This window comes from Klenkia marina, assembly GCF_900101025.1.
GTDB classification, from domain to species: Bacteria; Actinomycetota; Actinomycetes; order Mycobacteriales; family Geodermatophilaceae; genus Klenkia; species Klenkia marina.
The window spans coordinates 443,409-469,399 of the sequence record NZ_FMUH01000002.1; the positions used below are offsets into that span (position 1 = coordinate 443,409).

The following is a 25,991-nucleotide window of genomic DNA, read 5'->3' on the forward strand; positions in this document are numbered from 1 at the left end:
CCCAGGACCGGTCGCGGTGAGCGGCGCCGTCATCACCGGTGCCGGTCGTGCCCTGCCCGCCACCTACACGCAGGAGCAGGTCTGGGACGGCTTCTTCGCCGAGCACTACGCGGGGCTGCGCTCGGCCCACCGGGTGTTCTCCGCCGCCGGGGTGCGCACGCGGCACGCGGTGGTCAACCCGGTGCACGAGGACATCTCGCAGTGGGGCACCGGCGCACGCATGGCCCGCTACGTCGACGAGGCGATGCCGCTGGGCAAGCAGGCCGTGGCGAGCGCGCTGGACTCGGCCGGCCTGGCCCCGGGCGACGTCGGGCTGTTCTCCGTGGTGACCTGCACCGGCTACGCCACCCCGGGGCTGGACATCCGGCTGGCCAGCGACCTGGGCATGCCGAACTCGGTGCAGCGCCTGCTCGTGGGCCACATGGGTTGCTACGCCGCACTGCCGGGCCTCGGCGCGGTCGGCGACTACGTGGCCGCCCGCTCGCGGCCGGCGGTGATGCTGTGCATCGAGCTGACCAGCCTGCACGTGCAGCCGGCCCGGCACGACCTCTCGCAGGTGGTCGCGCACGCGCTGTTCAGCGACGCCGCCTCGGCCGTCGTGCTCGAACCCGACGCCCGGCGCGGCATGCGGGTGGCGGCCACCGTGGCGCGCACCGACTCCTCGACGGCCGACCACATGACCTGGGACGTCACCGACCTGGGCTTCAAGATGGGGCTGTCGCCCCGGGTGCCCGACGTGCTGGCCCGGCACGTGGGCGACGTCGTGCAGGAGCTGCTGGACACCGCCGGGCTGCGGGTCGAGGACGTCGCCGGTTGGGCCGTGCACCCCGGTGGCCCCCGCATCCTGGACGTCGCCCGTGACCAGCTCGGGTTGACCGAGGAGCAGATGGCGCCGTCGCGGCGGGTGCTGGCCGAGCACGGCAACTGCTCGTCGGCCACCGTGCTGCTGGTGCTCGAGGAGCTGGGCGAGGTGGACGGACCGGTGGTCGCGATGGCCTTCGGGCCCGGTCTGACGCTCTACGCGACGCTGCTGCTGCCGGCCTGAGGCCCCCACTGCTGGAGGGACCGGGCGGGGGCACGGCCCGGCTGGCTGAACGGATGAGTTCCGCACGTGCCGTGCCGATCCTGACCGGTCGTGCATGGCCCAGCCAGCGGTGGTGGACCCTGCTGGGGCTGATGGGGTCACATGCGGGACACCGCACGGCGGGTCGCGACGCTGCGCGGTCAGCCCCGGCGCCTCAGTAGAGGCTGCCGCGGCGCCAGTCGCAGGTCAGGGGCAGGGCGGGGTCCACCGGCTCGACGGGCAGCACGTAGACCCAGGAGTCGTCGCCGTCCACCACGCCGGCCGGGGTCAGGGCGCGCAGCGGTCCGGTCCAGCGGGTCCAGCCGCGGGCCTCGTAGAGCGCCGCGCCGTCGGTGCTGGCGGCCAGCGCGCCGAGCTCGTACCCGCCGCGGACCAGCCGCTCGACCTCGGCCATCAGCGCACCGGCGACGCCCTGCCGCCGGGCGTGCGCGGCCACCGCGACCGCCTCGACGTAGCCGGTGCGCAGCGTGCGGTCGCCGACCAGCAATTGCCGGGCGACGACGGCCGCGTGGCCGACCAGCGCGCCCTCCCGGGTGGCCAGCACGTGCAGGCCGCCGAGGGCGTGGCCCCAGTCGTCGTCGGTGAAGCGGTCGTCGGCGAAGGCCTCGTCGAGCAGGCCGCGCAGCCCTGCCCGTTCGTCGTCCGTGAGGTCGGCGGTCGGCAGGGTGCGCAGCTCCACGACGGTCAGTCTCGCGGGCCCCGCAGCTTGGCGGTGAGCCGGGCGATCTCGTCGAGCATCGCGCCGGCGCCGGTCTCGAGCTCGGCGTTGCCGGTGAAGACGCCGTCGTCGTCGATGAACTGGGTGAAGAACGGGATCGTGGCGGCCTCGACGACCGGGACGACGCGCAGCGCGCCGAGCACCGGCTTCAGCGCGGCGGCCGAGCGGGTGCCGGCCGAGACGCCGCCGTAGGACACCAGGCCCGCGGCCTTGTCGGCCCACTCGTGGAACAGGAAGTCGATGGCGTTCTTCAGCCCGCCGGGGATCGAGTGGTTGTACTCGGGGAAGACGAACACGAAGGCGTCGGCGCGCGAGATCGTGGCCGACCAGGCCTTGGTGTGGTCCTTCGTGTACTGGCCCAGGCGCGGGTGGTCGGGCTCGTCGAGCACCGGCAGGCCGGCGTCGGCCAGGTCGACCAGCTCGACGTCGAAGCCGCCGTGCGCCTCGGCCTGCCGGGCGACCCACTGCGCGACGGCGATGCCCTTGCGGCCGGGACGGGTGCTGCCGGCGATCACCTGCAGGACGGGACGGGACACGGCGCAGCTCCTCGGGAAAGTCGTTGAGCCCTCAAACTACGCGCAGCACGACGCCGGCGTGACCGAGTCCGCCGACCGGCGTGCGCCGGCGTCGATGCCGGCCGCGATCTGCGCCGCTGCCTCGCGGATGGCCCGCGCCGTCGTGCCGGGGTCGGCCTCGGAGTCGTGCACGAAGGCGGTCACGCCGGTGCGCATCCCGCAGAACCCCGCGATCCCGACCTCGACCTGCGTCGCGAACGCCCGGTCGTAGCCGCGTCGACCCCAGCTGTCGGCGGTGGCGCCGGCGAGGGGCAGCAGGTGCAGGGTGCGGTCCTGCAGGCGGGGGGCGATGCGGCCGTCGGTGCCCGGGTCGAAGGCCCACCCGGCGATCAGCACGCGGTCGACCCAGCCCTTGAGCAGGGCCGGGAACGACCACCAGTGCACGGGGAAGACCAGGACGACGTGGTCGGCGGCGTCGACCCGGCGCTGCTCGGCCTGCACGGCGGCCGACGTCGGAGCCAGGCCCCGGTAGGTGAGGTGGTCGGACAGGGTGAACCGGGGGTCGAAGCCCTCCTGGGCGAGGTGCGCGACCTCCGTGGAGCCCGGGGGCAGCAGGTCGAGGAGCTCAGCGGCTGCCCGGTGGGTGAGCGACGCCGGGTCGGGGTGGGCGGTGACGACGAGGGTGCGCGGGGTGGTCATGGCCCGACCGTAGATCCATTCAAGCTTGAACTCAAGGTTGAAGCGAACGTGCGCTAGGGTCGTCGGCGTGGGTGAGGACGACGTCCGGTGGCTGTCCGCCGAGGAGGACGCGGCGTGGACGGGCCTGGTCTCCCTCACGCTGCTCCTGCCGGGGCAGCTCGAGTCCGACCTGCAGCGGGCCGCTGGCCTCACGCTCTTCGAGTACCTGACGCTCAGCCACGTCTCCGAGGCCCCCGACCGGCGGTTGCGCATGGGCGAGCTGGCCTACCTGGCCAGCGGGTCGCCGTCCCGGTTGTCCAACGTGGTCAAGCGCCTCGAGGGCCGGGACCTGCTCCGTCGCAGTCCGGACCCCGACGACGGCCGGCGGACGGTCGTCGAGCTGACGGCGGCCGGGTGGGAGCTGGTCGTGGCCGCGGCCCCCGCGCACCTGCGTTCGGTGCGGGCGCGCGTGCTCGACGCCCTCGACCCCGCCGACCTGGCTGCCCTGGCCGCCATTGCGGGCAAGCTCGGGGCGCACTGACCGTCCGGTCGCGCAGGACGCCGCCTGCGGTGCTGAGTGGAGCGGGTGACGAGAATCGAACTCGCACTGTCAGCTTGGGAAGCTGATGTTCTACCATTGAACTACACCCGCGTGAGCGCTCCCGAACACTACCGCAGCGCCCGTCCCGCCCGGCAGACACCCCCGCACCGGCCCAGACTCGGTGGGTGACCCCGGACCCGTACGACGGCTTCCCGCCCGGCTTCTTCGACCGCGACGACGACCGACCCGACGACGTCTTCTACGCCCCGCCGCGGTTGGTCACCCACATCGACGACCGGGCGATCGCCGCCGTCGGTGCGCTGTACACCGAGCTGGGCATCACCGGCCGCGCCCTGGACCTCATGTCCTCGTGGGTCTCGCACTTCGAGCAGCCGCCGGCCGAGCTCGTCGTCCTGGGCATGAACGCCGAGGAGCTGGCGGCCAACCCGGCCGCCACCGAGCGCATCGTGCACGACCTCAACGTCGACCCGCGCATCCCGCTGCCCGACGCCGACGTCGACGCGGTGGTCTGCTGCGTCTCGGTCGACTACCTGACCAGGCCGATCGAGGTGATCGCCGAGGCGGCGCGGGTGCTGCGCCCCGGCGGCGTCCTGGCGGTCACGTTCTCCAACCGTTGCTTCCCGACCAAGGCCGTGCGGGGGTGGCTGGCGACGCCCGACGAGCAGCACGGCCCGCTGGTGGCCGAGCTGGTGCGCCGGGCCGGCGGGTTCACCGAGCCCCGGGTGGAGCTGCGCACCCCACCCGGGCCCGGCGACCCGCTGTGGGCCGTGACCGCGCTCAGATGAGCGTGCCCGAGCACGAGCTCGTGCAGTCCATCCGCCACACCGCGGCCGGCAGCGACGAGAAGAACACCGTCCCGACCAGCCGCTGACCGCCCGGCCCCGTGATCACCACCGGGCCGGTGGCGGTCGGGGTCGCGGTGGGCACCGCGGCGGTGGGCGCCGCACCGCTGGTCGGAGCAGCCCCGGACGTCGGGGCCGCCGACGTCGAGACGTAGGTCAGCGCACGCGCCAGCAGCGACTTCTTCGTGCCGTTCGTGGAGGACAACAGCACGTCGTAGGCGCCGGCCACCCGCGGCGGGGCGGTGAACACGACCTGGGTCGGGCTCCACGAGACGACCGTGGCCAACCCCGAGGTGCCGACCAGCACCCGCGGCTCGGCCGGGAAGGTGCCGGTGACGGTCACCGCGGCGCCGCCCGCGGCGTCGACCCGGGTCGGGCTCATGGCCGTCACCCGGAAGTCGCCGACGTCGGGGAAGCTCGTCGAGCCGCTCGGCGGAGCCGTCGACGACGTCGGCGATGCAGTGGGCGACGCCGTGGGCGCTGCCGTGGGTGAACCGGACCGGGTGGCCGTGGGGGACGCCGACGGGGCGCCGCCGGTGGCCGACGGGGCCGGACCGGTCGCGGTGGGCACCGCCCTGGTCGTCGAGGTGGGCGAGGTCGCCGAGGTCGGTGCCGCACCCGGGGAGGTCGGGCCGGCCGGGCTCGTGGTCCCCGGCGCGCCGGACGTCGGGGCCGACCGGGTCGGGGTGCCCGTGCTGCCCGGCGCACCCGAGGTCGGGGCGGGCGAGCCGGACCCGCCAGGGGTCGAGCCGGACCCGCCGGGGCCGCCCGAGGACGGCGCCGCGGACGTCGGGGCGGCCGAGCCGCCCGGGGCGCCACCGGACCCGCCCGGGCCCGCCGACCCCGAGGGGCCCGCCGACGTGGTGGGGGCCGAGCCCGAGGGACCGGCGCCGGTGGTCGGCGCCGCGGACGCCGTCCCCACCGTGAGCGGCGCTGCGGAGGCCCGGCCCAGCGGCGAGCCGCCCTGCAGGAGCTGCACGGTGAGCACGTACCGGCCCTCGCTCAGCGTGGTGCTGGGGGCGATGACCAGCGTGGTGGACGACGGCCCGAGGGTGCCCAGCGGCACGGTGACGGTGCCGGTGTCGTCGGTGGTCCGCGTCGTCCCGTCCACCGAGAACGGCTGCCCGGACACCGCGTACACCTGGCCGCCCACCTGCATGCCCAGGCCGAGGGCGGCGGTGTAGTCGCCCGCCGGGAGGCTGGAGCTCGTGGTCAGCGCGGGGGTGAGGGTGCCGGGGGCGCCGGTCATGCCGGTGTAGGTCCAGCGCACCTCCTGGCTGCCCAGCGAGGGCAGGCCGCCGGTGGTCAGCCGGCCGCCCGTGACGCTCCTCCCGGCGAAGGCGGGCACCGGGTCGACGTCGGCCAGCAGTGCCTGCTTGAGCTCGGCGGCCGTCGCGGTCGGCATGAGGCTGCGGTACATCGCGACGGCCGCGGCCACCTGCGGGGCGGAGATCGAGGTGCCGCCCACCAGGCGGTAGCCGCCGTCGTTCCAGGTCGTGAAGACCAGGTTGCCCGGCGCCATGAGGTCGACCGAGGTCGCCCCGTACGCCGAGGACGACGTCAGGGTGTCCGAGGCCGTCGAGTTGCCCACGGTGACGACCGCGGGGTCGGTGGAGGACGCCGGGTAGACCCGGGAGGTGTCCCGGTCGCCGCCGTCGTTGCCGGCGGCGACCACGACGAGGACGCCCTTCGTTCCCGCGTAGGCGATCGCCGCGTCCAGGGCCGCGCTGGTGCCGGGCCCGCCCCACGAGGCGTTGACCACGTCGGCGCCGTGGTCGACGGCGTACCGGATGGCCTGGGCGCCCAGGGTGACGTCGATGCTGCTGCCGCTGCCGACGACCAGCGGCATGATCGCGGCGTCCGGTGCCACCCCGGCCGACCCCTGGGCGTTGCCGCTGCGCGCCGCGGCGACCCCGGCCACGTTGGTGCCGTGCGTGCCGTTCGCGCCGTTGTCGACGTCGGCCGTGGTGGTGGTGAAGTTCCAGCCGTGGCAGTCGCCGGCCAGCCCGTTGCCGTCGGTGTCGACCGATCCGCAGGGCTCGGCCGGGTTGGTCCACAACGAGCCGACCAGGTCGGGGTGGTCGGAGTCGAACCCGGTGTCCACGACGGCGATGACCGTGCCCGCACCGGTCGAGGCCGCCCACCCGGTGGTGGCGTCGACGTCGGCGTCGGCGCGACCGGTCTGGTTGTAGAAGTTCCGGCCGGTGTTCTCCAGGTTCCAGCCGTAGGAGGACCAGTAGGGGTCGGTGGGGTCGGCCATCACCTGCGCGGTCACCGACGGCTCCACCGACACCACGCCCGGGATGCCCGCGAGCTGCGCCGGACCGGCGGTGTCGGTGGCCACCAGCACCCCGCCGTCGAACAGCGGCTGGGCGTTCACGACACCGGGGGTGGCCGCCGCGGCGACCACCAGCGCCGCCGGGTCGGTCGTGCCCAGCACCCAGCGGGTCAGGCCGTCGCCGGGGCCGTAGTCGTCCGGGCCGGCCACCGCGACGGCGGGCAACGCCAGGGCGTCGACGGCGGCCGCGACCGAGAACCCGACCACGACGCTCATCACCGTGCCGGCCGCGAGGATCCTGCGGTCGGCGGTCCAGCTGGGTGCCACGACGTCCTCCTGGGGCGGGCGTGCCGGTGCACACCTCGTCCGCCCCATCGGCCCGCCGGCGCCGACCTGGAGGGCTCCGGCCCGCCGGGCCACCCCATCGGATGAGAGTCCTCTCATCGACGTCTCACCCGCCGGTCACCACGCCCGGCCACCCTCGAACCCGTGCGGTCCCGTCCGGTGTGGCTCGCGGTCCTGGCGACCGTGCTGGGCATCGCGCTGCTCGGGGCCGGGTGGCTGACCGTGCGGCCCGCCGCCGACGGCATCGGCCAGGTGCCCGCGCCCATCTCGGTGCCGGTGCCCACCGCCGTCCCCTCGCCGTCCGGCCCGGCCCCGGCGCCGCCCCCGCCGTCCGGGCCGACCGACGTCGTCCCGCCCGCCCCGGTCGACGACGACGACGATGACGACGACGGGGACACCGACGACCCGGACGACGTTGACGACGACGGTGAGGACTGAGCGCAGCAGCCGGGGCCGGCGACGGTGGTGGCCCCGCGCTGCCCGCACCCGGATCATCGGCTGGGTCCTGCTGCTCGTGCTCCTCTCGCTGGCCGTCGTCACGTTCCTCACCTGGCGGCTGCTCGTGGCCGAGACCGACGAGCGGATGGCCGCCTCGCTGCGCGCCGAGGTCGCCGAGTTCCGCCAGCTGGTCGGCAACGGCGTCGACCCCACCACCGGGCAGGCCTTCGCCTCGGTGCCCGACGTGCTGCGCGCCGCGCTCTCCTACAACCAGGCCCGGCCCAACGAGCAGTTCCTCGGCTACGTCGACGGCGCCTACCGGTTCCAGAGCCGGGCCGAGACCCCGCTGCGGCTGGCCGAGGACCCCGCGTTCACCGCGCTGGTCGGCGCCGTGCCGGACTCCACCAGCGGCACCTACGCCGCCGCCGAGGGCCAGGTGCTCTGGGTCGCCGTCCCGGTGCGGCTGGCGGGCAGCCCCGAGCAGGGCGTGGTGGTGGTGGCGTTCGCCGCGGACGCCGAGCGGCAGGCCGCCGACGAGACCGCCCGGCTGATGCTCGCCGTCGGCGCCCTGACCAGCCTGGCCGCCGCGGCGGGGGCGTGGGTGGTGGCCGGGCGGATCCTGCGCCCGGTGCGCGACGTGGCCGCCACCGCGCAGGGCATCACCGAGACCGACCTGTCCGGCCGCATCGACGTCGCCGAGGGCCCCGGCGACGAGCTCGCCGACCTGGCCCGCTCAGTGAACGCCATGCTCGACCGGGTCGAGAACGGCGTCGCCGCCCAGCGCCGCTTCGTCGACGACGCCGGCCACGAGCTGCGCACCCCGATCACCATCGTGCGCGGGCACCTCGAGGTGCTCGACCCGACCGACGCCGACGACGTCCGCGGGACCGTCGCCCTGGTCGACGACGAGCTCGAGCGGATGAACCGCATCGTCGGCGACCTGCTGCTGCTGGCCAAGGCCGAGCAGCCGGCGTTCCTGCGCCCGCACCCGGTCGACGTCGCCGCGCTCACCGCCGAGGTCGCCCGCAAGGTCCGCCGGCTCGGCGACCGCGACTGGGTGGTGGAGTCCGCCGCCGAGGTCGACGCCGTGCTCGACCCCCAGCGGGTCACCCAGGCCGTCGTCGCGCTGGCCGACAACGCCGTCCACGTCACCGGCCCCGGCGACCGCATCGGCCTGGGCAGCCGGCTGGTCGACGGCGAGCTGCGGTTCTGGGTCGCCGACACCGGCCCGGGCGTGGCCGAGGCCGACCGGGCGCACGTGTTCGAGCGGTTCGGCCGGGGCTCGGCCGGCCGGGGCCGCAGGGAGGGCGCCGGCCTGGGCCTGGCCATCGTCGCGGCCATCGCCGCCGCGCACGGCGGGCGGGTCGCGCTGGACTCCGTCCCCGGTCGCGGCGCCACCTTCGCCCTCGTGCTGCCCGCCCACCCGGTACCGGGCGACGCGCCGGACGACGTCCTGACCGACACCCCCGACGCCACCGTCGACGACGCCTCGGCCACCGCCGAGGACCCGCACCCCCGTGGAGGCACCCCGTGAGCCGCATCCTGGTCGCCGAGGACGAACCGCGCATCGCGTCGTTCGTGGAGAAGGGGCTCAAGGCCAACGGGTTCACCGTCACCGTGGTCGGCGACGGCCTGGCCGCCCGCGACGCCGCCCGCAGCGGCGAGCACGACCTGCTGGTGCTGGACATCGGGCTGCCGGTGCTCGACGGGTTCGCGGTGCTCAAGGCCCTGCGCGCCGAGCGGTGCGCCATCCCGGTCGTCGTGCTCACCGCCCGCGACTCGGTCACCGACACCGTCGCGGGCCTGGAGGGCGGTGCCGACGACTACATGGCCAAGCCCTTCCGGTTCGAGGAGCTGCTGGCCCGCGTGCGGCTGCGGCTGGCCCCCGACCGGGCCGGCGGCGAGCTCACCGTGCTGACCGTCGGCGACCTGTCGCTGGACCTGCGCACCCGCCGCGCCCACGTCGACGGGCGCACCGTCGATCTCTCGGCCCGCGAGTTCGCCCTCGCCGAGACGTTCCTGCGCCACCCCGGCCAGGTGCTGGCCCGCGAGCAGCTGCTCTCCCACGTCTGGGGCTACGACTTCGACCCGGGCTCCAACGTGGTCGACGTCTACGTCCGCTACCTCCGCAAGAAGCTGGGCCCCGGCCGCATCGAGACCGTGCGCGGGATGGGCTACCGGCTGGGGTAGGCCCCGGCGTTGATCTTGCACATGGGCAACGGGGACACGCCGTCGGTCGGCGTGTCCCCGTTGCGGTTCTGCAAGATCAACGCCGGGGGCGGGGCCCGGCGGGGTGGCGGCGTGGGGTCAGTCGTCGGGGGTGGTGTCGTCCGGCGTGTTGTCGGGCGTCGCGTCGTCGGGGGTCTGGGTGTCCGGGGTGGCGTCGTCCGGGGTGGCGTCGCCCGGGGTGTTGGTGTCCGGGGTGGCGTCGTCCGGGGTCTGGGTGTCCGGCGTCGCGGTGTCCGGGGTGGCGTCCGGGGTGGTGGTGTCGGGGGTCGCGTCGGGGGTGTCGTCGCCGGCGACCTGCTGGGTGGTGCTCTGCTGGTCGGTGGGGACGTCGTCGTCGGCCGCGGCGACCCCGGCCCCGGCGATGCCCAGGCCGGTCAGGGCGATGCCGAAGGTGACGGTCTTCCAGGTGGCGGGGCGGTTCATCGGGTTCCTCCTCGGTCGGGCTGCTCTCTCTGACGTCCACGACGATGCCCAGCGCCGGTGAGCGGCCGAGGAGAGCGCCATGAGCGCCTTCTCATCCACCGGCGAGCACCCGCTCGGCCAGCGCCAACCGCGCCTCGGTGGCCCGCGGCCAGCCCGCGCCCTGCACCCGGAACGGTCCGGTCGCCAGGCCGAGCACCACCGCCGCCACCCGCGGGGCCAGCTCGGCCGCAGGCCACGGCAGCGCGGCGGCCAGCTCGTGCCGGTACCCGTCCTGGCCCAGCACGGCGAGGTGACCCAGCAGGTTCGCCAGGTCGTCGATGCGGTGCCCGGCGCCGGCACCGTCGACGTCCAGCAGCCCGACCACGTCCCGGCCGGCGAGCAGCAGCTGGGCCTCGTACAGGTCGCCGTGCACCGGCACGACCTCGTGGCCACCCGGGGCGGTGGCCAGTGCGTCCACCAGCGTGCTCAGCCGGGGCCGCAGGTGCGGCAGCACCATGCCGAGCACCGTCGCGTGCCCCGGAGCCCGGTCCAGCGGCCCGCGCACCCGGGGCAGGTCGGTGGCCGGCAGCCGGTCCAGCAGGTCGGTGAGGACGGCGGCGCCCGGCCGGGCGGCGGGGTCGTCGAGCGCGGCGCCCATGGGGGTGCCGGGCAGGGCGGGCAGCACCAGGACGCCGTCCGCGGTGGTGGCGAGCACCTCGGGCACCGGCACGTGCCCGGCCAGCAGCTCGTGCCGGCGCACCAGCCCGGGCAGGTCGGCCGGGCGCACGACCTTCACGAACCAGCGGCCGGCCGGCGCGGTCACCTCCACCACCGCCCGGCGGCCGGGGCGGTGGGCCCGCAGTCGCAGCCGGGCGTCCTCCGCCGGGACGCCGAGGTCGGGCAGCCGGCGGCGGACGGCGACCGCCGAGGTGGCCCACCGCAGCGCGGGCAGGGCGGGGTCCTGCGGCCACCGCCAGAGGCCGACGTCGGTGCCCGCGCCGTCGCCGACCACGGCGGCACCGGGCGGGATGCGGCTGCCGGTGGTCGCGGCGAGGGTGTCGCGCAGCGGGGTGCCCGCGGCGTCGACCAGCTCGGCCGCGTACTGCACGGTCGCGGCGCCGTCGGCCCGCAGCGACACCGAGGTGGCCCGGATTGAGCGCAGGGCGGCCCCGGTGGGGGCGAGCACCGCCGCCCAGAGGTCGACGGCGGGCTCGCCGAGCAGCAGCTGCAGGGACGCGGGCCACCCCTCGGCGAGCGCGGGGGTCGCGGCGGGCACGAGGAGCGGTGCGGTGGTCACCGGCCGACCGTGCCGAGGGCCGGTGACGCGGTGGTGAGCGGCGGATGAGAGGGGTCTCATCCGCCGCCCGGGGTCACTGCCGCATCGCCGAGAGGAAGCCGGTCATCTCCGAGCGGAGCTGCTCGGCCAGCCGCGACAGACCGGTCTGGTCGGCACCGGCCAGCGAGGCCGAGCCGTCGACGGCGGCCGCGATGCCCTCGACCAGGCCGGTCATGGCCAGCACGGTCTCGCCGACCGAGCTCATCACGGTGGCCACGTCGCCGCAGGAGGCCTGGATGGCGGCCACCTGCTCGGTGACCTGCTCGGTCGCCCGGCCGGTCTGGTCGGCGAGGTCCTTGACCTCGCTGGCCACGACGGCGAACCCCCGACCGGCCTCCCCGGCGCGCGCGGCCTCGATCGTGGCGTTGAGCGCGAGCAGCCGGGTCTGGCCGGCGACGGTCTCGATCAGCGAGATGACCTGCTGGATCTCCAGCGACGACCGGGTGAGCGAGTCGATGGTGCTGCGGGCGGCGTCGACCTCGGTGCTGGCCGCACCGGCCGCCCCGGTGAGCCCGGCGGCGGTCGCCGACAGCTCGGTGGCGGCGGTGGCGACGCCCTCGGAGGTCGAGAGCACGACGGACTCGAACTCGTCGGCCAGCTGCAGCCGCGACTCGGCGGCGGCGTCGACCCGGCCGGCCGAGTCGCGCATGGCGTCGCGGGCGGCGTTGATGGTCGCGGCGCTGCGGCGGAACGAGCCGGGCAGACCGGTGAGCAGCACCTTGCGGTGGTAGCGGCCCTCCGAGGCCGAGGTCAGCGAGGCGCTGGCCTCGCGCACGAAGGCGTCGGACACGTCGAGCACCCGGTTCACCTCGTCGAGCAGGGCGACCAGCTCGGGCACGTCCTCCGACCCGGGCACCGGGCGGCTGCGGGCCTCGAGGTCACCGCGCGCGGCGGCGGCGCAGTCCTTGGTCAGCTGGGCGACGAAGGCCCGGTACACCGCGAGCTCGGCGGCGTCGGAGGCGTGACCCCCGCGGGACAGCAGAGCCATCTCAGTTCTCCTCGGCGGCGATGATCGACCAGACCAGGTCCTCGTAGCTGGCGGCACGCTCGGCCACCAGCTGGGTGAACAGCGCGGAGGACGCCGAGACGGCGGCCTTGGCGGTGCTGTGCTTCTTCTCCTCGGCCAGCAGCGTGGTGTACAGCGGCTTGACCTGGGCGAGCGCGCCGGGGGAGGGGCGCCGGCGGTTGGAGTGGTAGCCGACGATCTGGCCGCGCTCGTCGAAGGAGGGCGTGACGTGGGCGAGCACCCAGTAGTTGGCGCCGTCGGCGGCCAGGTTGTTGATGTAGGCGAACAGCTCCTGGCCGGCGGAGATCGTGTCCCACAGCAGCGCGAAGACCGCGCGGGGCATGTCGGGGTGCCGGATGAGGTTGTGCGGCTGCCCGATCACCTCGTCGAGGGCGTAGGCGCCCACCCGGCAGAACACGTCGTTGGCGTAGGTGATAACCCCGCGCCGGTCGGTCTTGGAGACGATCAGCTCGTCGGCGCCGAAGCTGCGCTCGACACCGGTCGGGCGGACGGCGGTGCGTCCGCGGGGTGGGGACTGGAGAGCGGTCATCTGGCTTGCTTCCGACGACGGGGCGGGACGCACCACTTTCGGATGAGTGCGTTCCGGGTTGAGCCGGAATCGGGTCCGGCTCGACTCAGCCGCGGGTGGTGTCCACCACGACCGGGGCCTCGACACCGGCGGCCTCCACCTGGGTCCCGCGGGCGCCGTCCGGGCCCTGCAGCCCCGGCACCTCGTCGTCGACCTGACGGTCGGCGCAGACCAGCCAGCCGGTGACGAACAACCCGGCGACCCCGGCGTAGACCAGCACGAACATGCCGGTGTAGCCGCCGGTCAGCCCGCGCAGCAGGCCGACCAGCACCGGGCCGGCGGCCGCGATCGCGTAGCCCCAGCCCTGCACCACCGTCGACAGCGCGTTGACCGTCTCGGGCGTGCGGGCCCGCAGCCCCAGCAGCGACAGCACCATCGCGAAGGTGCCCATGCCGACGCCCAGCAGCGACATCCACAGCCAGGTCAGGGTGAGCGGGGCCAGCAGCAGCCCGGTCCAGCCCGCCAGGTAGCAGGCCATGAACCCGACCAGCATGGGTCGCTGCCACGACTGCCGCACCGCCCCGGAGGGCACCAACGCGTTGAGCGGGATGACGATGAGCGCGTTCACCCCGACCAGCACACCGGCCGCGGCGGCCGACATGCCCTCGTCGCGCAGGTACTGCGCGGTCCAGCCGACGATCACGTAGGCCTGCATCGCCTGCAGCCCGAAGAAGATCGCCAGCTGCCAGGCCAGCGACGACCGCACCAGGGCCCGCAGCCGCACGGCCGGGGCCGGCCCGGAGGTCCCGCCCGCGCGCCGGGGCACCAGCAGCCAGGGCGCCACGGCCAGGACGGCGAACACCGCCCACACGCCCAGCGCCCACCGCCACCCGTCGGCGCCGACGGAGGCCGCGATGGGGGCGGTCGCCGTGCTGGCCACCGCCCCGCCGATGGCCATCGTGGTGCTGTAGGCGCCGACCATCAGGCCGGTGCGGTGCGGGAACCAGTGCTTGACGATGCCCGGCAGCAGCACGTTGCCCAGCGCCCCGCCGACCATCGTCGCCACGGTGCCGAGCAGGAACAGCCAGAACGACGGGGCGACCGCCCGGCCCACCACGCCCACCGCCATCACCAGCAGCGCCGCGGCCAGCACGTGGCCGTCGCGGAACCGGGCGGCCAGCGGCGGCCCGGCGAACCCGATGGCCGCGAAGCACAGCAGCGGCATCGTGGTGATCAGCCCGGCCGCGCCCGAGGAGATGCCCAGGCCGGTCTCGATCTCCTGCAGCACGGGACCGACGCCGTTGACTGCCGTCCGCAGGTTGAAGCCGGTGAGCACGATCGCCACCGCGACGAGCACCAGCCCCCGGCGGGTGGATCCGGCGGGGGCTGGTGCTGCGGTGGTCACGGAACGCCATGGTCCCCCTGTGCGCGGGGCCACGGCGGACCGGGTCAGCTGCGCGAGAAGGCGGCGTCGAAGGCCGCGGACGGCGGGTCGAACGCCAGCTTCCGCACGAACTCCAGCGCCTCGGGGGCGCCGACCAGGCGGTCCATGCCGGCGTCCTCCCACTCGACCGAGATCGGGCCGTCGTAGCCGATCGTGTTCAGCATGCGGAAGCAGGCCTCCCACGGGACGTCGCCGTGCCCGGTGGACACGAAGTCCCAGCCGCGGCGCGGGTCGGCCCAGGGCAGGTGCGAGCCCATGCGGCCGTTGCGGCCGTTGCCGACCTGCTTCTTCGCGTCCTTGCAGTCCACGTGGTAGATCCGGTCCTTGAAGTCCCAGAGGAACCCGACCGGGTCCAGGTCCTGCCACACGAAGTGCGACGGGTCCCAGTTCAGCCCGAACGCCTCGCGGTGGCCGATGGCCTCCAGGGCGCGGACCGTCGTCCAGTAGTCGTAGGCGATCTCGCTGGGGTGCACCTCGTGCGCGAACCGCACGCCGGCGGCGTCGAACTCGTCGAGGACGGGGTTCCAACGGTCGGCGAAGTCCTGGTAGCCGGCGTCCACCATCGACTCGGGCACCGGCGGGAACATCGCGACGGTCTTCCAGATCGAGGAGCCGGTGAACCCGACGACGGTCTGCACGCCCAGGGCCTGCGCGGCGCGGGCGGTGGCCTTCATCTCCTCGGCGGCGCGGCGGCGCACGCCCTCGGGGTCGCCGTCGCCCCAGACGCGCGGGTCGACCATGTTGGCGTGCCGCTCGTCGATCGGGTCGTCGCAGACGGCCTGGCCGTTGAGGTGGTTGGAGATGGCGAAGACCTGCAGGCCGTGCTGCTCGAGCAGGTCCTTCTTGCCGCGCAGGTACGCCTCGTCCTCGGTGGCGCGCACGACGTCGAGGTGGTCGCCCCAGCAGGCGATCTCCAGGCCGTCGTACCCCCAGCCGGAGGCGAGCTCGCACACCTCGGCGAAGGGCAGGTCGGCCCACTGGCCGGTGAACAGGGTGACGGGGCGGGGCATCGGGGGAACCTCTCTACAGGGGGACGGGGGTCCACACGGACTCGGCCGCGGCGCTGTGCTGGACGGCGTCCAGCACCCGCTGCACGCCCAGCCCGTCGCGGAAGGACGGCGTGGGCTGCTGCCCGGCGGCCAGCGCACCGACCAGGTCGACGACCTGGTGGGTGAAGCCGTGCTCGTAGCCCAGCCCGTGCCCGGCCGGCCACCACGCGCCGACGTAGGGGTGCCCGGGCTCGGTGACGACGATGCGCCGGAAGCCGGCGGTCTCGTCGGGGTCGGCGCCGTCGAACAGGTGCAGGGTGTTCATGTCCTCGAAGTCGAAGGCCAGGCTGCCGGCCGACCCGTTGACCTCGATGCGGATGGCGTTCTTGCGGCCGAGGGCGAAGCGGGTGGCCTCGAAGGTGGCCAGCCCCCCGCCAGAGAACCGGGCCAGGAACACCGCGGCGTCGTCCACGGTGACCGTGCCGGTGCCCTCGCCTGCGGTGCCCGACAACGACCCGGCACTGGCCGGCAGCGGCCGCTCCTTCACGAAGGTCTCCAGCGCCGCGGACACCCCGGTGACGGTCTCGCCGGTGATGAACTGCGTCAGGTCGACGACGTGCGCGCCGATGTCGCCGAGCGCGCCCGACCCGGCCTTCTCGGCCTCCAGCCGCCAGGACATGGGGGCCTGCGGGTCGGCGATCCAGTCCTGCAGGTAGGCCGCGCGCACGTGCCGCACCTCGCCGATGCGGCCCTCGGCGACCAGCTGGCGGGCCAGGGCGATGGCCGGCACCCGGCGGTAGGTGAAGCCCACCATCGCGAACACGCCGCGCTCGGCGGCCGCGGCGGCCGCGGCGGTCATGGCCTCGGCCTCGGCGACCGAGTTGGCCAGCGGCTTCTCGCACAGCACGTGCTTGCCGGCCTCGAGCGCGGCGATCGCGATCTCGGCGTGGGTGTCCCCGGGGGTGCAGACGTCGACCAGGTCGACGTCGTCCCGGGTGATGACCTCGCGCCAGTCGGTGGCGGCCTCGGCCCACCCGAGCTTCTGGGCGGCCGCGGCGGTGCGGTCGGCGTCCCGGCCGACCACGACGGCCATCTCGGGGGATAGCGGGAGGTCGAAGAAGCGGGGGGCGGTGCGCCAGGCGTGCGAGTGGGCGGCGCCCATGAAGGCGTGCCCGATCATCGCGACCCTGAGGGGGGTGGTCATGCGTCGGTCCTCTCGGGTGGGTGGCGCCGGTGCGCGGGGAGGACCCGCGCACCGGCGCCGGGCGATCAGGACTCGAACGCGCTGTCGATGTAGGAGTCGACGTTGTCCTTCGTCACGACCGGGGCGGACAGGGTGATCTGGCGGGGCACCTCGACGTCGGTCAGGTCCGACAGGCCCTTGTCCTGGGCGAGCAGGCGGGCCAGGCGCACGCCGTCGGCGGCCTGGCTGGCCGGGTAGATCACGGTCGCCTGCAGGACCGAGTCACCGGCCTGGATGCTGCGCATCGCGTTGGCCGAGCCGGCGCCGCCGACCATGAAGAACTCGTCGCGGCCGGCGTTGGTGATCGCGGCCAGGACGCCGATGCCCTGGTCGTCGTCGTGGTTCCAGATCGCGTCGATCTGCGGGGCGGCCTGCAGCAGGTTGGCCGTGACCTCCTCGCCGGACTCGACGGTGAACTCCGCGGCGACCCGGTTGTCGACGTCCAGACCGCACTCGGAGAGTGCGTCGGAGAAGCCCTGGCTGCGCTCCTGGGTCAGCGGCAGGGAGTCGATGCCGGCCACCTCGGCGACGACGGCGTCGGGCTTGTCGGCCAGCTGCGAGCAGACGTACTGCCCGGCCGAGATGCCCATGCCGTAGTTGTCGCCCAGCACGGTCACCCGGGCGGCGTTGGGGTCGCTGAACTCGCGGTCGACGTTGATGACCGGGATGCCGGCCTGCATGGCCTCCAGGGCGATCGGCGTCATCGCGTCGCCGTCGAAGGGCAGCAGCACGATCGCGTCGACACCGTCGTTGATGAAGGTCTCGACCTGGGCGATCTGGGCGCTGACGTCGTTGGTGCCCTCGGCGACCCGCAGCTCGATGTCCTCGTAGCGGTCGGCCTCGGCCTGCGCGGCCGCGGTGATCTGGGCCATCCAGCCGTGGTCGGCGGCCGGTGCCGAGAAGCCGATGACGACGGTGTCGCCGGTCTCGTCGTTCGAGCTGGCCGCGTCGTTGCCGCCCGCGGACGAGGTGGCCTCGGGGGTGTTGCCGGTGCAGCCGGTGACCAGGGCAGCGGCGCCGACGACGGCGACGGTGGTGGTCAACAGGCGACGGTGCCGTGCGGACATGCGGGTACTCCTCGGGAGGGGGTGGGTGGAGCGGTGGGGAGGGGGGTCAGGGAGCGGGGACGCCGGGGCTGGCCCCGGCGGGGCCGCCCTCGGCGGCGGTCGGCGGTACGGCCTTGGGCGAGCGGCGCTGCCGGCGGCCGGCGGCGACCCGCTGCTGGAGCAGGACGGCAGCGACGATGATCACGCCCTTGGCGACGGCCTGGGCGGAGCTGGAGAGGTTGTTCAGCGTGAACACGTTGCTCAGCGCCGTGAAGATCAGGACGCCGAGGACGGTGCCGACGATCGTGCCGCGGCCACCGATGAGCAGCGTGCCGCCGATGACCACCGCGGCGATCGCGTCGAGCTCGAGCAGCGTGCCGTGGGTCGAGCTGCCGGTGGTGGTGCGGGCCATGAGCATCACGGCGGCGATGCCGCAGGTGACGCCGGAGAGCACGTAGAGGGCGACGGTGTGCCGCTGCACCCGGATGCCGGCCAGCCGCGCGGCCTCGGCGTTGCCGCCGACGGCGAACGTGCGCCGGCCGAACGTCGTCCGGTTGAGCAGCACCCACCCCAGGACGGCGACGAGCGCGAAGATCCACACCAGCGTCGGGACGCCCAGCGGCGAGCCGGAGAAGAACCGCAGGAAGTCCTGGTCCTGCACGATCTGGGTGCGCCGGTTGGCGATGATCTCGGCCAGGCCGCGGGCGGCGGCGAGCATGGCCAGGGTGGCGATGAAGGCGACGAGCTTGCCGTAGGCGATCACCACGCCGTTGACCAGCCCCGCGACGCCGCCGACCAGCAGGGCGGTGCCGGCCATGAGGATCCAGTGGGTGTCCTCGGCGAGCGCCTGGGTGGCCAGGGTGGTGGCCCAGACCGAGGAGAGCGCGACCAGCGCACCGACCGACAGGTCGATGCCGCCGCCGATGATCACGAAGGTCATGCCCACGCTGACCACGCCGGTGACGGCGGCCAGCCGCAGGATCGTGAGCAGGTTGTCGGTGCTGGCGAACCGGTCGCCGGCGGTGGCGATCCCGACGACGCACAGGATGACCAGGGCGATGACCAGGCCGGCGTTGCGCCCGGCGGGGCCGGACAGGAAGCCGCTGGCGGTGCCGCGCCGCGGGGCGGCGTCGGCGGCCGGGGGTGCCTGGGTGGTCGGGGTGCTCATGCCGCGTCGTCCTCGCTGGTGGGGGTGGTGGTGCCCTGCATGACCAGGTCGAGGACCTGGTGCTCGTCCAGTGCGCCGGCCGGTCGGTCGGCCAGCACGCGGCCCTCGGCGAGCACGAGCACGCGGTCGGCGAGCCCGAGCACCTCGGGGATCTCGCTGCTGACCACGACGACGGCGACGCCGCGGTCGGCCAGTGCGCGGATCAGCGCGTAGATCTCCGAGCGGGCGCCGACGTCGACGCCGCGGGTGGGCTCGTCGAGCAGCAGCACCCGGCACTCGCGCAGCAGCCAGCGGGCCAGCACGACCTTCTGCTGGTTGCCGCCCGAGAGGGTGCGCACCTCGCGGTCGACGTCGACCGGGCGCAGGTCCAGCGCCTCGGTCTGCTCGCGGGCGGCGGCCTTCTCCCCGCGCACGGAGAGGAACCCGCCGCGGGCGAACCGGCCCAGGCTGGAGAGGGTGATGTTGCGGTAGATCGGGTCGCCGAGCAGCAGTGCCTGGCTCTTGCGCTCCTCGGGGGCCAGGCCCACGCCGGCGGCCACCGCGGAGGCGACGTCCCCGGGGCGCAGCCGCTTGCCGTCCACCCGCACCTCACCGGTGGTGGGCCGGCGGGCGCCGTAGACGGCCTCGAGCACCTCGGAGCGGCCCGAGCCGACCAGCCCGGCCAGGCCGAGGATCTCCCCGGGCGCGACGGTGAAGGAGACGTCCTCGACGTGGCCGGGAACGGTGACGTGGTCGACCTCGAGCAGCGGGGCCGCCGTGGTCGCCGCCCGCTCGGTGCGCTGCGGGAAGACGTACTCGATGGTGCGGCCGGTCATCAGCGCGATGACCTCGCGGGTGGCGGTCTCGCGGGCGGGCAGGCCGGTGGCGACCGTGCGGCCGTCCTTGATGACGGTGATCCGGTCGCCGACCTGGCGGATCTCCTCGAGCCGGTGGGAGATGTAGACCACGGCGACGCCGTCGGCGGTGAGGTCGCGGACGACGTGGAACAGCCGCTCGACCTCCTCGTTGTCCAGCACCGCCGAGGGCTCGTCCATGACGATGAGCCGGGCGTCCTGGGACAGGGCGCGGGCCATGCTGACCATCTGCTGGCTGGCCGCCGACAGGGCCCCGACCTCGGTGCCCGGGCGGATCTCGGGGTGGCCCAGCCGGGCGAGCAGGTCGGCGGTGGCCCGCTGCGCGGCGGCCGGGCGGCTGAGCCCGAAGCGCGAGCGCTCGCGGCCGAGGAAGACGTTGTCGGCGACCGAGAGGCCGGCGACGAGGTCGAGCTCCTGGTAAATCGTGGCGATCCCCAGCCGCATGGCGGCCTGCGGGTCGGTGAGCCGCACGGTCTCGCCCTGCCAGCGGATCTCGCCCTCGTCGGGCTGGTGCGCCCCGGCCAGGACCTTGATGAGCGTGGACTTGCCCGCGCCGTTCTGGCCCAGCAGGCAGTGCACCTCGCCGGCCCGGACGTCGAGGTCGACCCCGCCCAGGGCGCGGACCCCGGGGAACGTCTTGACGATCCCCTGCATCTCGAGCAGCGCGCCGCTCATCCCACCGCCTCTCGACTTATGCTCACCAATGAGCATTAGTGCGTCGAGACGTGAACCTATGTGGCAGCCGGGCGCGTGTGACCCAGCTCGCGGTGAAGCGTTACCGAAACGAGATCGGGTGGTCAGCCGAAGGTCGCGCGCACCTGCGCGAGGTACCCCTCGACGGCCATGAGCGCGGCCCCGACCCGCCCGGACAGCTCGGGTGCATCGCTGACGGTGATGTCCAGCGTGCGGGCGGCCAGCGGCATCGCCCGGGCGTAGACCGACTCGCGGATGCCCGACAGCAGCGGGAGCCCGGCCTGCGCGATGCCGCCGGTGACCACGATGCGGTGCGGGTTGAAGAAGTTCACCAGCGCGGCCAGCACGGTGCCGATGGTGCGGCCGGCCTCGCGCACCAGCTCCAGGGCCGGGCCGTCGCCGTGCGCGGCCAGCGCGACCACGTCGTGGGTGCTGGTCACCGGCAAGCCGGCGGCGAGCGCGTCGCGCAGCAGCGAGGCGCCGCTGGCCAGCGCCTCCAGGCAGTTGGTGTTGCCGCACCGGCACAGCACGCTGCGCCCGTCGTCCTGCGGCACGTGGATGTGCCCGATGTCGCCGGCAGAGCCTTGCGCGCCGCGGTACACCCGGCCGCCGACGACGACCCCGCAGCCGACCCCGGTGCCGACCTTGACCACCAGCACGTCCTGGTCGCTGCCGCCGACGCCCATCTCGCCCAGGGCCATCACGTTGACGTCGTTGTCCACCACGACGGGCACCGGCCAGCGCCCGAACGCCTCGGGGATGGGGTGGTCGTGCCAGCCGGGCATGATCGGCGGGTGCGAGGGCCGGCCGGTGGAGAACTCCACCGGCCCGGGCACGCCCACCCCGACCGCCCGCACGTCGGCGTCGGCCAGCCCCGCCTCGGCCAGCACTGCACGGCCCAGGCGCACCGCCTCGGCGAGCACGGCCTGCGGGCCCTCGGCGATGTCGATGGGGTGGCCTGCGGTGGCCAGCACGCGGGCCGAGAGGTCGGTCACGGCGACGTCGACGCTGGTCACCCCCAGGTCGACGGCCAGCACGCAGCCGGCGCCGCCGTTGAACCGCAGCAGCGTGGGCGGCCGCCCCCCGGTGCTGTCGCCCCGCCCGCCCTCGAGCAGCAGGTCGGCACCGATCAGCTGGTCGACCCGGCTGCTGATGGTGTTGCGCGAGGCACCGGTCAGCGCCACCAGCTCGGCGCGGCTGCTGGCCCGGCCGGTGCGCACGTGCTGCAGCAGCGCGGCCGGCGAGGCGGAGACCTGCGCCGGGACGACCACGGCCGACATGGTGGCACGGCGTCCCGGAGCGGGCCGGTTCAGCGGGGGGCGTCGGTGAGGCGGCGAGGCAGCGTGCGCGGGGCGCGCCGCCACACCGCCTTGAGCACGAGGAGGGTGAGGACGGCGGCCAGCAGGATGCCCGCGACGTTGATGCCCAGCTGCAGCACCGAGCGGGCGGAGTCGGCCCAGTCGCCGAACGCCACGCCCAGGCTGAATGCCGCGACCGCCGGCACCGTGGTCACCGAGATGAAGACGCCGACCAGGCTGGCCGACTTCGAGCTGGTCAGCGCCAGCATGCCGGCGACCCCGGCGATGAAGGCCACCGGGAAGGACCACCGGTCGGGGCGGGTGATGAAGCCGGTCGCCGGTCGCTCGGCCAGCAGGTCGCCGACGTCGGCCCAGCCCCACCAGCGCAGCAGCAGCGCGAAGCCGACGGTCAGCACGGTGGCGACGGCGAAGCCCACGGCCAGCGACCGCAGCGAGTGCCGGATGATCCCGCGGTGCCGGTGCACCACGCCCAGCGCGATGCCGGCCAGCGGGCTGAACTCCGGGCCCATGACCATGCCGCCGATCAGCAGCACGGCCGAGTCGGTGACGATCGCCAGGGCGGCCAGCAGCGTCGCGATGGTCAGGAAGGCGCAGAACGTGAGGGTCAGCCGGGATTCTTCGTCGGCGGTGGCCACCACCTGGTCCCAGACCACGGCGTCCGCGCCGTCCCCGGGGGCCGCCTGCTCGGCCTGCTCGGAGGCGTGCGACAGCGAGGTGTCCACCGACTCGATGGCGATGCCGCCGTCGCGGTCGACCCCGTGCCGCTGGAGCTCGTCGACCAGGTGGTCCACCGACTCGCGGGCCACGTCGCACATCACGAGGTCGCCCTGCGGTCGGGTGACCACGCCGCGCAGGTGCACCAGGTGGGTCACCCCGACGTGCTCGTCGAGCAGGGCGTGCACCTCGTCGGCCCGGTCGCCGGGCACGGTGATCCTCAGATGCAGCAGCACAGGTGATGTGTACCGGTTCGCACCCCTCCGTCGGCGCACCAGCCACCCGGACGCGCACCCGCCGGGCGCGGGTGAGGGGCCGACGACGCCCGCGTGGGCGCGCACCACCGGTGGCGGTGATGGCCCGCGCTGGGGCGCCCGGGTCAGTCCGTGACCTGGACCGTGGTGGCGGCGACCTCGGTGGTCGTGCCGTCGAGGGCGAGCTCGAGCACCGCGACCCGGTGCGGCCCCTCGCCCGCGGGGGCGGCCAGCGCGAGACCGGGGGACAGGCACTGCGTGAGCCGCAGCGCGGGGCCGGCCGGCGTCTCGGTGTAGGTGACGGTGCTGCCGGCCGACCCGCGCACGGGCTCGCCGTCCACGGTCACGACGTAGTCGGTGCCGTCGGGCCCGGCGAGCCGCACGTAGAAGGTCTGGCCGCGGGTGAGCTGGCTGCTGGAGACCGCGACGGCCGGGGTCGTGCAGTTCGCCGCCAGCTCGACCTCGTCGGCCCCGCGCGAGGACGTGAAGCCCAGCACCGCCAGGACGACGACCGCCGCGGCCAACCAGGCCCAGTGGTTGCCGCGCCGGATGGTGGGGCGGTCGTCGGCCAGCGCGCGGTCGTCCCCGATGTCCCGGGCGAAGTGCGCCGCGCTGCGCCGGTTGCCGGCCGCCAGCTCGGGGTCCTCCCGTCCGCGCACCCCGCCGAAGATGAAGCTCACGCCGCCCAGTGTCCCCGGACGACCCCCGGACGCGCCGCAGCCGGTCACCGTGCGGGTACCCGGTCGCGGTGTGCGGTGACCGGGTGCCCGCCGGGTGACCGGCTGCGGGGCCGTGCGGGTGGTGCGGGGCCGTGCGGGTGGTGCGGGGTAGTACGGGTCACTCCGCGGGGGCGGCTCCCGGGCCGGACTGGCCCTGCTGGGTCTCGCCGTGCTCGGTGCCCTGCGGGGCGGTGCCGCGATCGGTCGGGCCCTCGGAGCCCGGCGTCGGGCCCGAGGCGGTGCCGGCGGCGGCGGCACCGACCGGGGCCATCGAGCGGAGCAGGATCTGGCTGACGTCGAGCACCTCGACGTGCTCGGCGGCCTCGCCCTTCTCCTTCTTGGAGTTCACGGCGTCGCTGAGCATCGTGATGCAGAACGGGCACGCGGTGGAGATGACGTCGGGCTCGAGCTCGAGCGCCTCCTCGGTGCGGTTCATGTTGATCCGCGTGCCGATCTTCTCCTCCATCCACATGCGTGCGCCGCCCGCACCGCAGCAGAAGCCGCGGTCCTTGCAGCGGTGCATCTCCTGCGTGCGCAGGCCCTGGACGCTGTCGAGGATCTCGCGCGGGGGCGTGTAGACCTTGTTGTGCCGACCCAGGAAGCACGGGTCGTGGTAGGTCACCTTGCGGTCGATCGGGGTGACCGGCACCAGCCGACCCTCCTCGACCAGCTGACCCAGCAGCTGCGTGTGGTGCACGACGTCGTAGTCGCCGCCCAGCTGCGGGTACTCGCGGTTGATCGAGTTGAAGCAGTGCGGGCAGGTGGCCACGATCTTGCGCCGGCCGGCCTCGCGGCCCTCGAAGACCGTGTTGAGCGTCTCGACGTTCTCGGCCGCCAGCTGCTGGAAGACGAACTCGTTGCCCATGCGGCGGGCCGGGTCACCGGTGCAGGTCTCGCCCGACCCCAGGACGGCGAACTCGACGCCGGCGGTGTGCAGCAGCTCGGCGACGGCCTTGGTGACCTTCTTGGCGCGGTCGTCGATCGCGCCGGCGCAGCCGACCCAGAACAGGTACTCGACGTCGTCGTCGATGGCCCCCTCGACCTGGCGGACGGGGAAGGGCATGTCCTTCATCCACTCGTCGCGGGTGGACGGGCTGACGCCCCACGGGTTGCCGCGGTTCTCCAGGTTGCGCAGCATCACGCCGGCCTCGGAGGGGAAGCTGGACTCGATCAGCGTCTGGTAGCGGCGCATGTCCATGATGTGGTCGACGTGCTCGATGTCCACCGGGCACTGCTCGACGCAGGCGCCGCAGCTGGTGCAGCTCCACAGCACGTCGGGGTCGATGACCCCGCCCTCCTCCAGCGTGCCGACCAGCGGCCGCTCGGCCTGGGCGTCGTTGGTGCCCTCGATGCGGGCGAACCCGGAGTACCAGGTCTGCTCCATCGACGGCGCCTCGGGCGTCATCACCGACTCGCCGCCCGCGGACTCGCCCTTGCCGTCGCCCACCTCGCGGGCTCCCACCAGGTACGGCGCCTTCGCGTACAGGTGGTCCCGCAGGTCCATGATCACCATCTTCGGCGACAGGGGCTTGCCGGTGTTCCAGGCCGGGCACTGGCTCTGGCACCGCCCGCACTCGGTGCAGGTGGTGAAGTCCAGCATCCCCTTCCAGGTGAAGTCCTCGATCTTGCCGCGGCCGAAGACGGCGTCCTCGTCGGGGTCCTCGAAGTCGATCGGCACGCCACCCGACGTCATCGGCTGCAGCGGGCCCAGGGCGACCGCGCCGTCGTCCTCGCGCTTGAAGTAGATGTTGAAGAACGCGCTGAACCGGTGCCAGGCCACGCCCATCGTGAGGTTGCGGGCGATCACGATCAGCCAGACCAGGCTGACGACGATCTTCACGAACGCGATGACGCTGACCAGGTCGGCGTTGTCCGGGAACAGGTTCGACAGCGCCGAGCTGACCGGGTGCGACCAGCCGGGGGCGTCGTCCAGGCCCGAGGCGATCTTCGCCGCCCGGATCGACAGGATGCAGATGCCGATGACCAGGACGACGGCCTCGACGAAGTAGCCGCGGCCCTCGTTGGACCCGGTGAAGCGGCCGTTGCGGCCGGTGCGGCGGGGGTGGTCCTTCTGCCGGATGACGATCAGCACCAGGATGCCGAGCACGGTGCCCAGGCCGATGACGTCGACGAACAGGTTCCAGATGCCCCAGGTGCCGATGAGCGGCAGGTGGAACGAGGGGGAGAACACCTCGCCGAAGGCCTCGACCAGGGTGAGGAACAGGCCGTAGAAGCCCACCATCACGAACCAGTGCGCGGCACCGATGGTCGACCACTTGAGCATGCGGGTGTGGCCGAGCGACTCGACCGCGAGGTTCTTCAGCCTCGGGCCCACCGGCCCGAACCGGGTGCCGTCGGGCTGGCCGGTCTTGATGACGGCGAGCATCTTGCGCACCGCCTGGGTCGCGAGGACCACGGCGACGACGAGCAGCAGCACGCACAGCGTGCCCAGGACGACCTGCAACGGGCCCACGGAACTCCCTCTCCCCGACGGTCGACGACGACCGCGGTGACCTGCCCGGACGATAGCCCGTGCAGGCACAGGCTACTGACGGGTAACGACAACCGGACGGGGCGCGCTGCGTT

24 protein-coding genes and 1 tRNA gene are annotated in these 25,991 nt (G+C 74.4%); 6 read left to right on the forward strand and 19 right to left on the reverse strand.

From position 1 onward, the window contains the following. Positions 1–16: 16 nt before the first annotated feature. Positions 17–1,045 carry a type III polyketide synthase gene (locus tag BLP29_RS07290; RefSeq protein WP_092801882.1) on the forward strand — a complete coding sequence of 343 codons (1,029 nt, stop codon included), beginning with the start codon at positions 17–19 and terminating at the stop codon, positions 1,043–1,045. A 193-nt stretch (positions 1,046–1,238) separates the two neighbouring features. On the opposite strand, the gene BLP29_RS07295 is transcribed toward BLP29_RS07290, so the two are convergent. The 3 genes from BLP29_RS07295 to BLP29_RS07305 are packed head-to-tail and all read right to left on the reverse strand — an operon-like array spanning position 1,239 to position 3,016. Continuing rightward, the gene (locus BLP29_RS07295) at positions 1,239–1,763 is read right to left on the reverse strand and encodes a GNAT family N-acetyltransferase (protein ID WP_092801885.1); all 525 of its coding nucleotides are present in this window, start codon (positions 1,761–1,763) and stop codon (positions 1,239–1,241) included. Positions 1,764–1,768: 5 nt separating this feature from the next. Then, positions 1,769–2,338, reverse strand: a complete 570-nt coding sequence (locus BLP29_RS07300) for an NADPH-dependent FMN reductase (RefSeq protein ID WP_092801888.1) — start codon at positions 2,336–2,338, stop codon at positions 1,769–1,771. A gap of 36 nt (positions 2,339–2,374) precedes the next feature. After that, complete coding sequence (locus BLP29_RS07305; protein ID WP_092801891.1) at positions 2,375–3,016, reverse strand: NAD(P)H-dependent oxidoreductase; 642 nt, start codon at positions 3,014–3,016, stop codon at positions 2,375–2,377. A gap of 67 nt (positions 3,017–3,083) precedes the next feature. Between BLP29_RS07305 and BLP29_RS07310 the strand changes: the two genes are divergently transcribed. Then, positions 3,084–3,536, forward strand: coding sequence for a MarR family winged helix-turn-helix transcriptional regulator (locus BLP29_RS07310; RefSeq protein WP_207798361.1), 453 nt, complete (start codon positions 3,084–3,086; stop codon positions 3,534–3,536). A 37-nt stretch (positions 3,537–3,573) separates the two neighbouring features. On the opposite strand, the gene BLP29_RS07315 is transcribed toward BLP29_RS07310, so the two are convergent. Next, positions 3,574–3,647: transfer RNA gene (locus tag BLP29_RS07315), tRNA-Gly, on the reverse strand. 74 nt (positions 3,648–3,721) lie between these two features. Here BLP29_RS07315 and BLP29_RS07320 point away from each other — a divergent pair. After that, positions 3,722–4,342, forward strand: a complete 621-nt coding sequence (locus BLP29_RS07320) for a class I SAM-dependent methyltransferase (protein ID WP_092801896.1) — start codon at positions 3,722–3,724, stop codon at positions 4,340–4,342. On the opposite strand, the gene BLP29_RS07325 is transcribed toward BLP29_RS07320, so the two are convergent. After that, complete coding sequence (locus BLP29_RS07325) at positions 4,335–7,004, reverse strand: S8 family serine peptidase (protein ID WP_165839316.1); 2,670 nt, start codon at positions 7,002–7,004, stop codon at positions 4,335–4,337. The two genes, BLP29_RS07320 and BLP29_RS07325, sit on opposite strands and share 8 nt — an antisense overlap. Before the next feature lie 162 nt (positions 7,005–7,166). Between BLP29_RS07325 and BLP29_RS07330 the strand changes: the two genes are divergently transcribed. Genes BLP29_RS07330 through BLP29_RS07340 form a run of 3 tightly spaced genes read left to right on the forward strand, consistent with a single transcriptional unit; the run spans position 7,167 to position 9,650 of the window. Continuing rightward, a complete protein-coding gene (locus tag BLP29_RS07330) occupies positions 7,167–7,460 on the forward strand; it encodes a hypothetical protein (RefSeq protein ID WP_133379071.1) in 294 nt (97 codons plus the stop codon). Next, positions 7,450–8,994 (forward strand): sensor histidine kinase, encoded by a 1,545-nt coding sequence (locus tag BLP29_RS07335; protein ID WP_243469765.1) that lies wholly within the window; start codon positions 7,450–7,452, stop codon positions 8,992–8,994. Before BLP29_RS07330 ends, BLP29_RS07335 begins: the two co-directional genes overlap by 11 nt. Beyond that, complete coding sequence (locus BLP29_RS07340) at positions 8,991–9,650, forward strand: response regulator transcription factor (RefSeq protein ID WP_092801907.1); 660 nt, start codon at positions 8,991–8,993, stop codon at positions 9,648–9,650. Before BLP29_RS07335 ends, BLP29_RS07340 begins: the two co-directional genes overlap by 4 nt. 117 nt (positions 9,651–9,767) lie before the next feature. On the opposite strand, the gene BLP29_RS07345 is transcribed toward BLP29_RS07340, so the two are convergent. The 14 genes from BLP29_RS07345 to BLP29_RS07410 form a co-directional block, all read right to left on the reverse strand. After that, positions 9,768–10,112: a hypothetical protein gene (locus BLP29_RS07345; RefSeq protein WP_092801910.1), complete on the reverse strand. Its 345-nt coding sequence runs from the start codon at positions 10,110–10,112 to the stop codon at positions 9,768–9,770. 91 nt (positions 10,113–10,203) lie between these two features. Beyond that, positions 10,204–11,388 carry a protein kinase family protein gene (locus BLP29_RS07350; protein WP_207798362.1) on the reverse strand — a complete coding sequence of 395 codons (1,185 nt, stop codon included), beginning with the start codon at positions 11,386–11,388 and terminating at the stop codon, positions 10,204–10,206. Between the two features lie 73 nt (positions 11,389–11,461). Further along, on the reverse strand, positions 11,462–12,415 hold the full coding sequence (locus BLP29_RS07355) for a methyl-accepting chemotaxis protein (protein ID WP_092801916.1): 954 nt from the start codon (positions 12,413–12,415) through the stop codon (positions 11,462–11,464). A gap of 1 nt (position 12,416) precedes the next feature. After that, entirely contained in the window at positions 12,417–12,983 is a 567-nt protein-coding gene (locus tag BLP29_RS07360; RefSeq protein ID WP_092801919.1) for a PAS domain-containing protein, read from the reverse strand. A gap of 85 nt (positions 12,984–13,068) precedes the next feature. After that, positions 13,069–14,367 (reverse strand): CynX/NimT family MFS transporter, encoded by a 1,299-nt coding sequence (locus tag BLP29_RS07365; protein ID WP_092801922.1) that lies wholly within the window; start codon positions 14,365–14,367, stop codon positions 13,069–13,071. A 44-nt stretch (positions 14,368–14,411) separates the two neighbouring features. Beyond that, complete coding sequence (locus BLP29_RS07370) at positions 14,412–15,416, reverse strand: sugar phosphate isomerase/epimerase family protein (RefSeq protein ID WP_092801925.1); 1,005 nt, start codon at positions 15,414–15,416, stop codon at positions 14,412–14,414. Positions 15,417–15,429: 13 nt separating this feature from the next. Further along, positions 15,430–16,599, reverse strand: a complete 1,170-nt coding sequence (locus BLP29_RS07375; protein ID WP_092801927.1) for a Gfo/Idh/MocA family protein — start codon at positions 16,597–16,599, stop codon at positions 15,430–15,432. Between the two features lie 65 nt (positions 16,600–16,664). Continuing rightward, positions 16,665–17,681 (reverse strand): substrate-binding domain-containing protein, encoded by a 1,017-nt coding sequence (locus BLP29_RS07380; RefSeq protein ID WP_243469766.1) that lies wholly within the window; start codon positions 17,679–17,681, stop codon positions 16,665–16,667. Between the two features lie 70 nt (positions 17,682–17,751). Then, positions 17,752–18,852, reverse strand: coding sequence for an ABC transporter permease (locus tag BLP29_RS07385; RefSeq protein WP_092801933.1), 1,101 nt, complete (start codon positions 18,850–18,852; stop codon positions 17,752–17,754). Then, entirely contained in the window at positions 18,849–20,381 is a 1,533-nt protein-coding gene (locus BLP29_RS07390) for a sugar ABC transporter ATP-binding protein (RefSeq protein ID WP_243469767.1), read from the reverse strand. The genes BLP29_RS07385 and BLP29_RS07390 overlap by 4 nt, the downstream gene beginning before the upstream one ends. Positions 20,382–20,503: 122 nt before the next feature. Beyond that, the gene (locus tag BLP29_RS07395) at positions 20,504–21,670 is read right to left on the reverse strand and encodes an ROK family protein (protein ID WP_243469768.1); all 1,167 of its coding nucleotides are present in this window, start codon (positions 21,668–21,670) and stop codon (positions 20,504–20,506) included. Positions 21,671–21,708: 38 nt separating this feature from the next. Beyond that, positions 21,709–22,668, reverse strand: a complete 960-nt coding sequence (locus tag BLP29_RS07400) for a DUF389 domain-containing protein (protein WP_207798363.1) — start codon at positions 22,666–22,668, stop codon at positions 21,709–21,711. 143 nt (positions 22,669–22,811) lie between these two features. Then, positions 22,812–23,366, reverse strand: a complete 555-nt coding sequence (locus tag BLP29_RS07405; RefSeq protein ID WP_092801938.1) for a hypothetical protein — start codon at positions 23,364–23,366, stop codon at positions 22,812–22,814. Positions 23,367–23,523: 157 nt separating this feature from the next. Further along, a complete protein-coding gene (locus tag BLP29_RS07410) occupies positions 23,524–25,878 on the reverse strand; it encodes a (Fe-S)-binding protein (RefSeq protein ID WP_092801941.1) in 2,355 nt (784 codons plus the stop codon). Between the last annotated feature and the right edge of the window lie 113 nt (positions 25,879–25,991).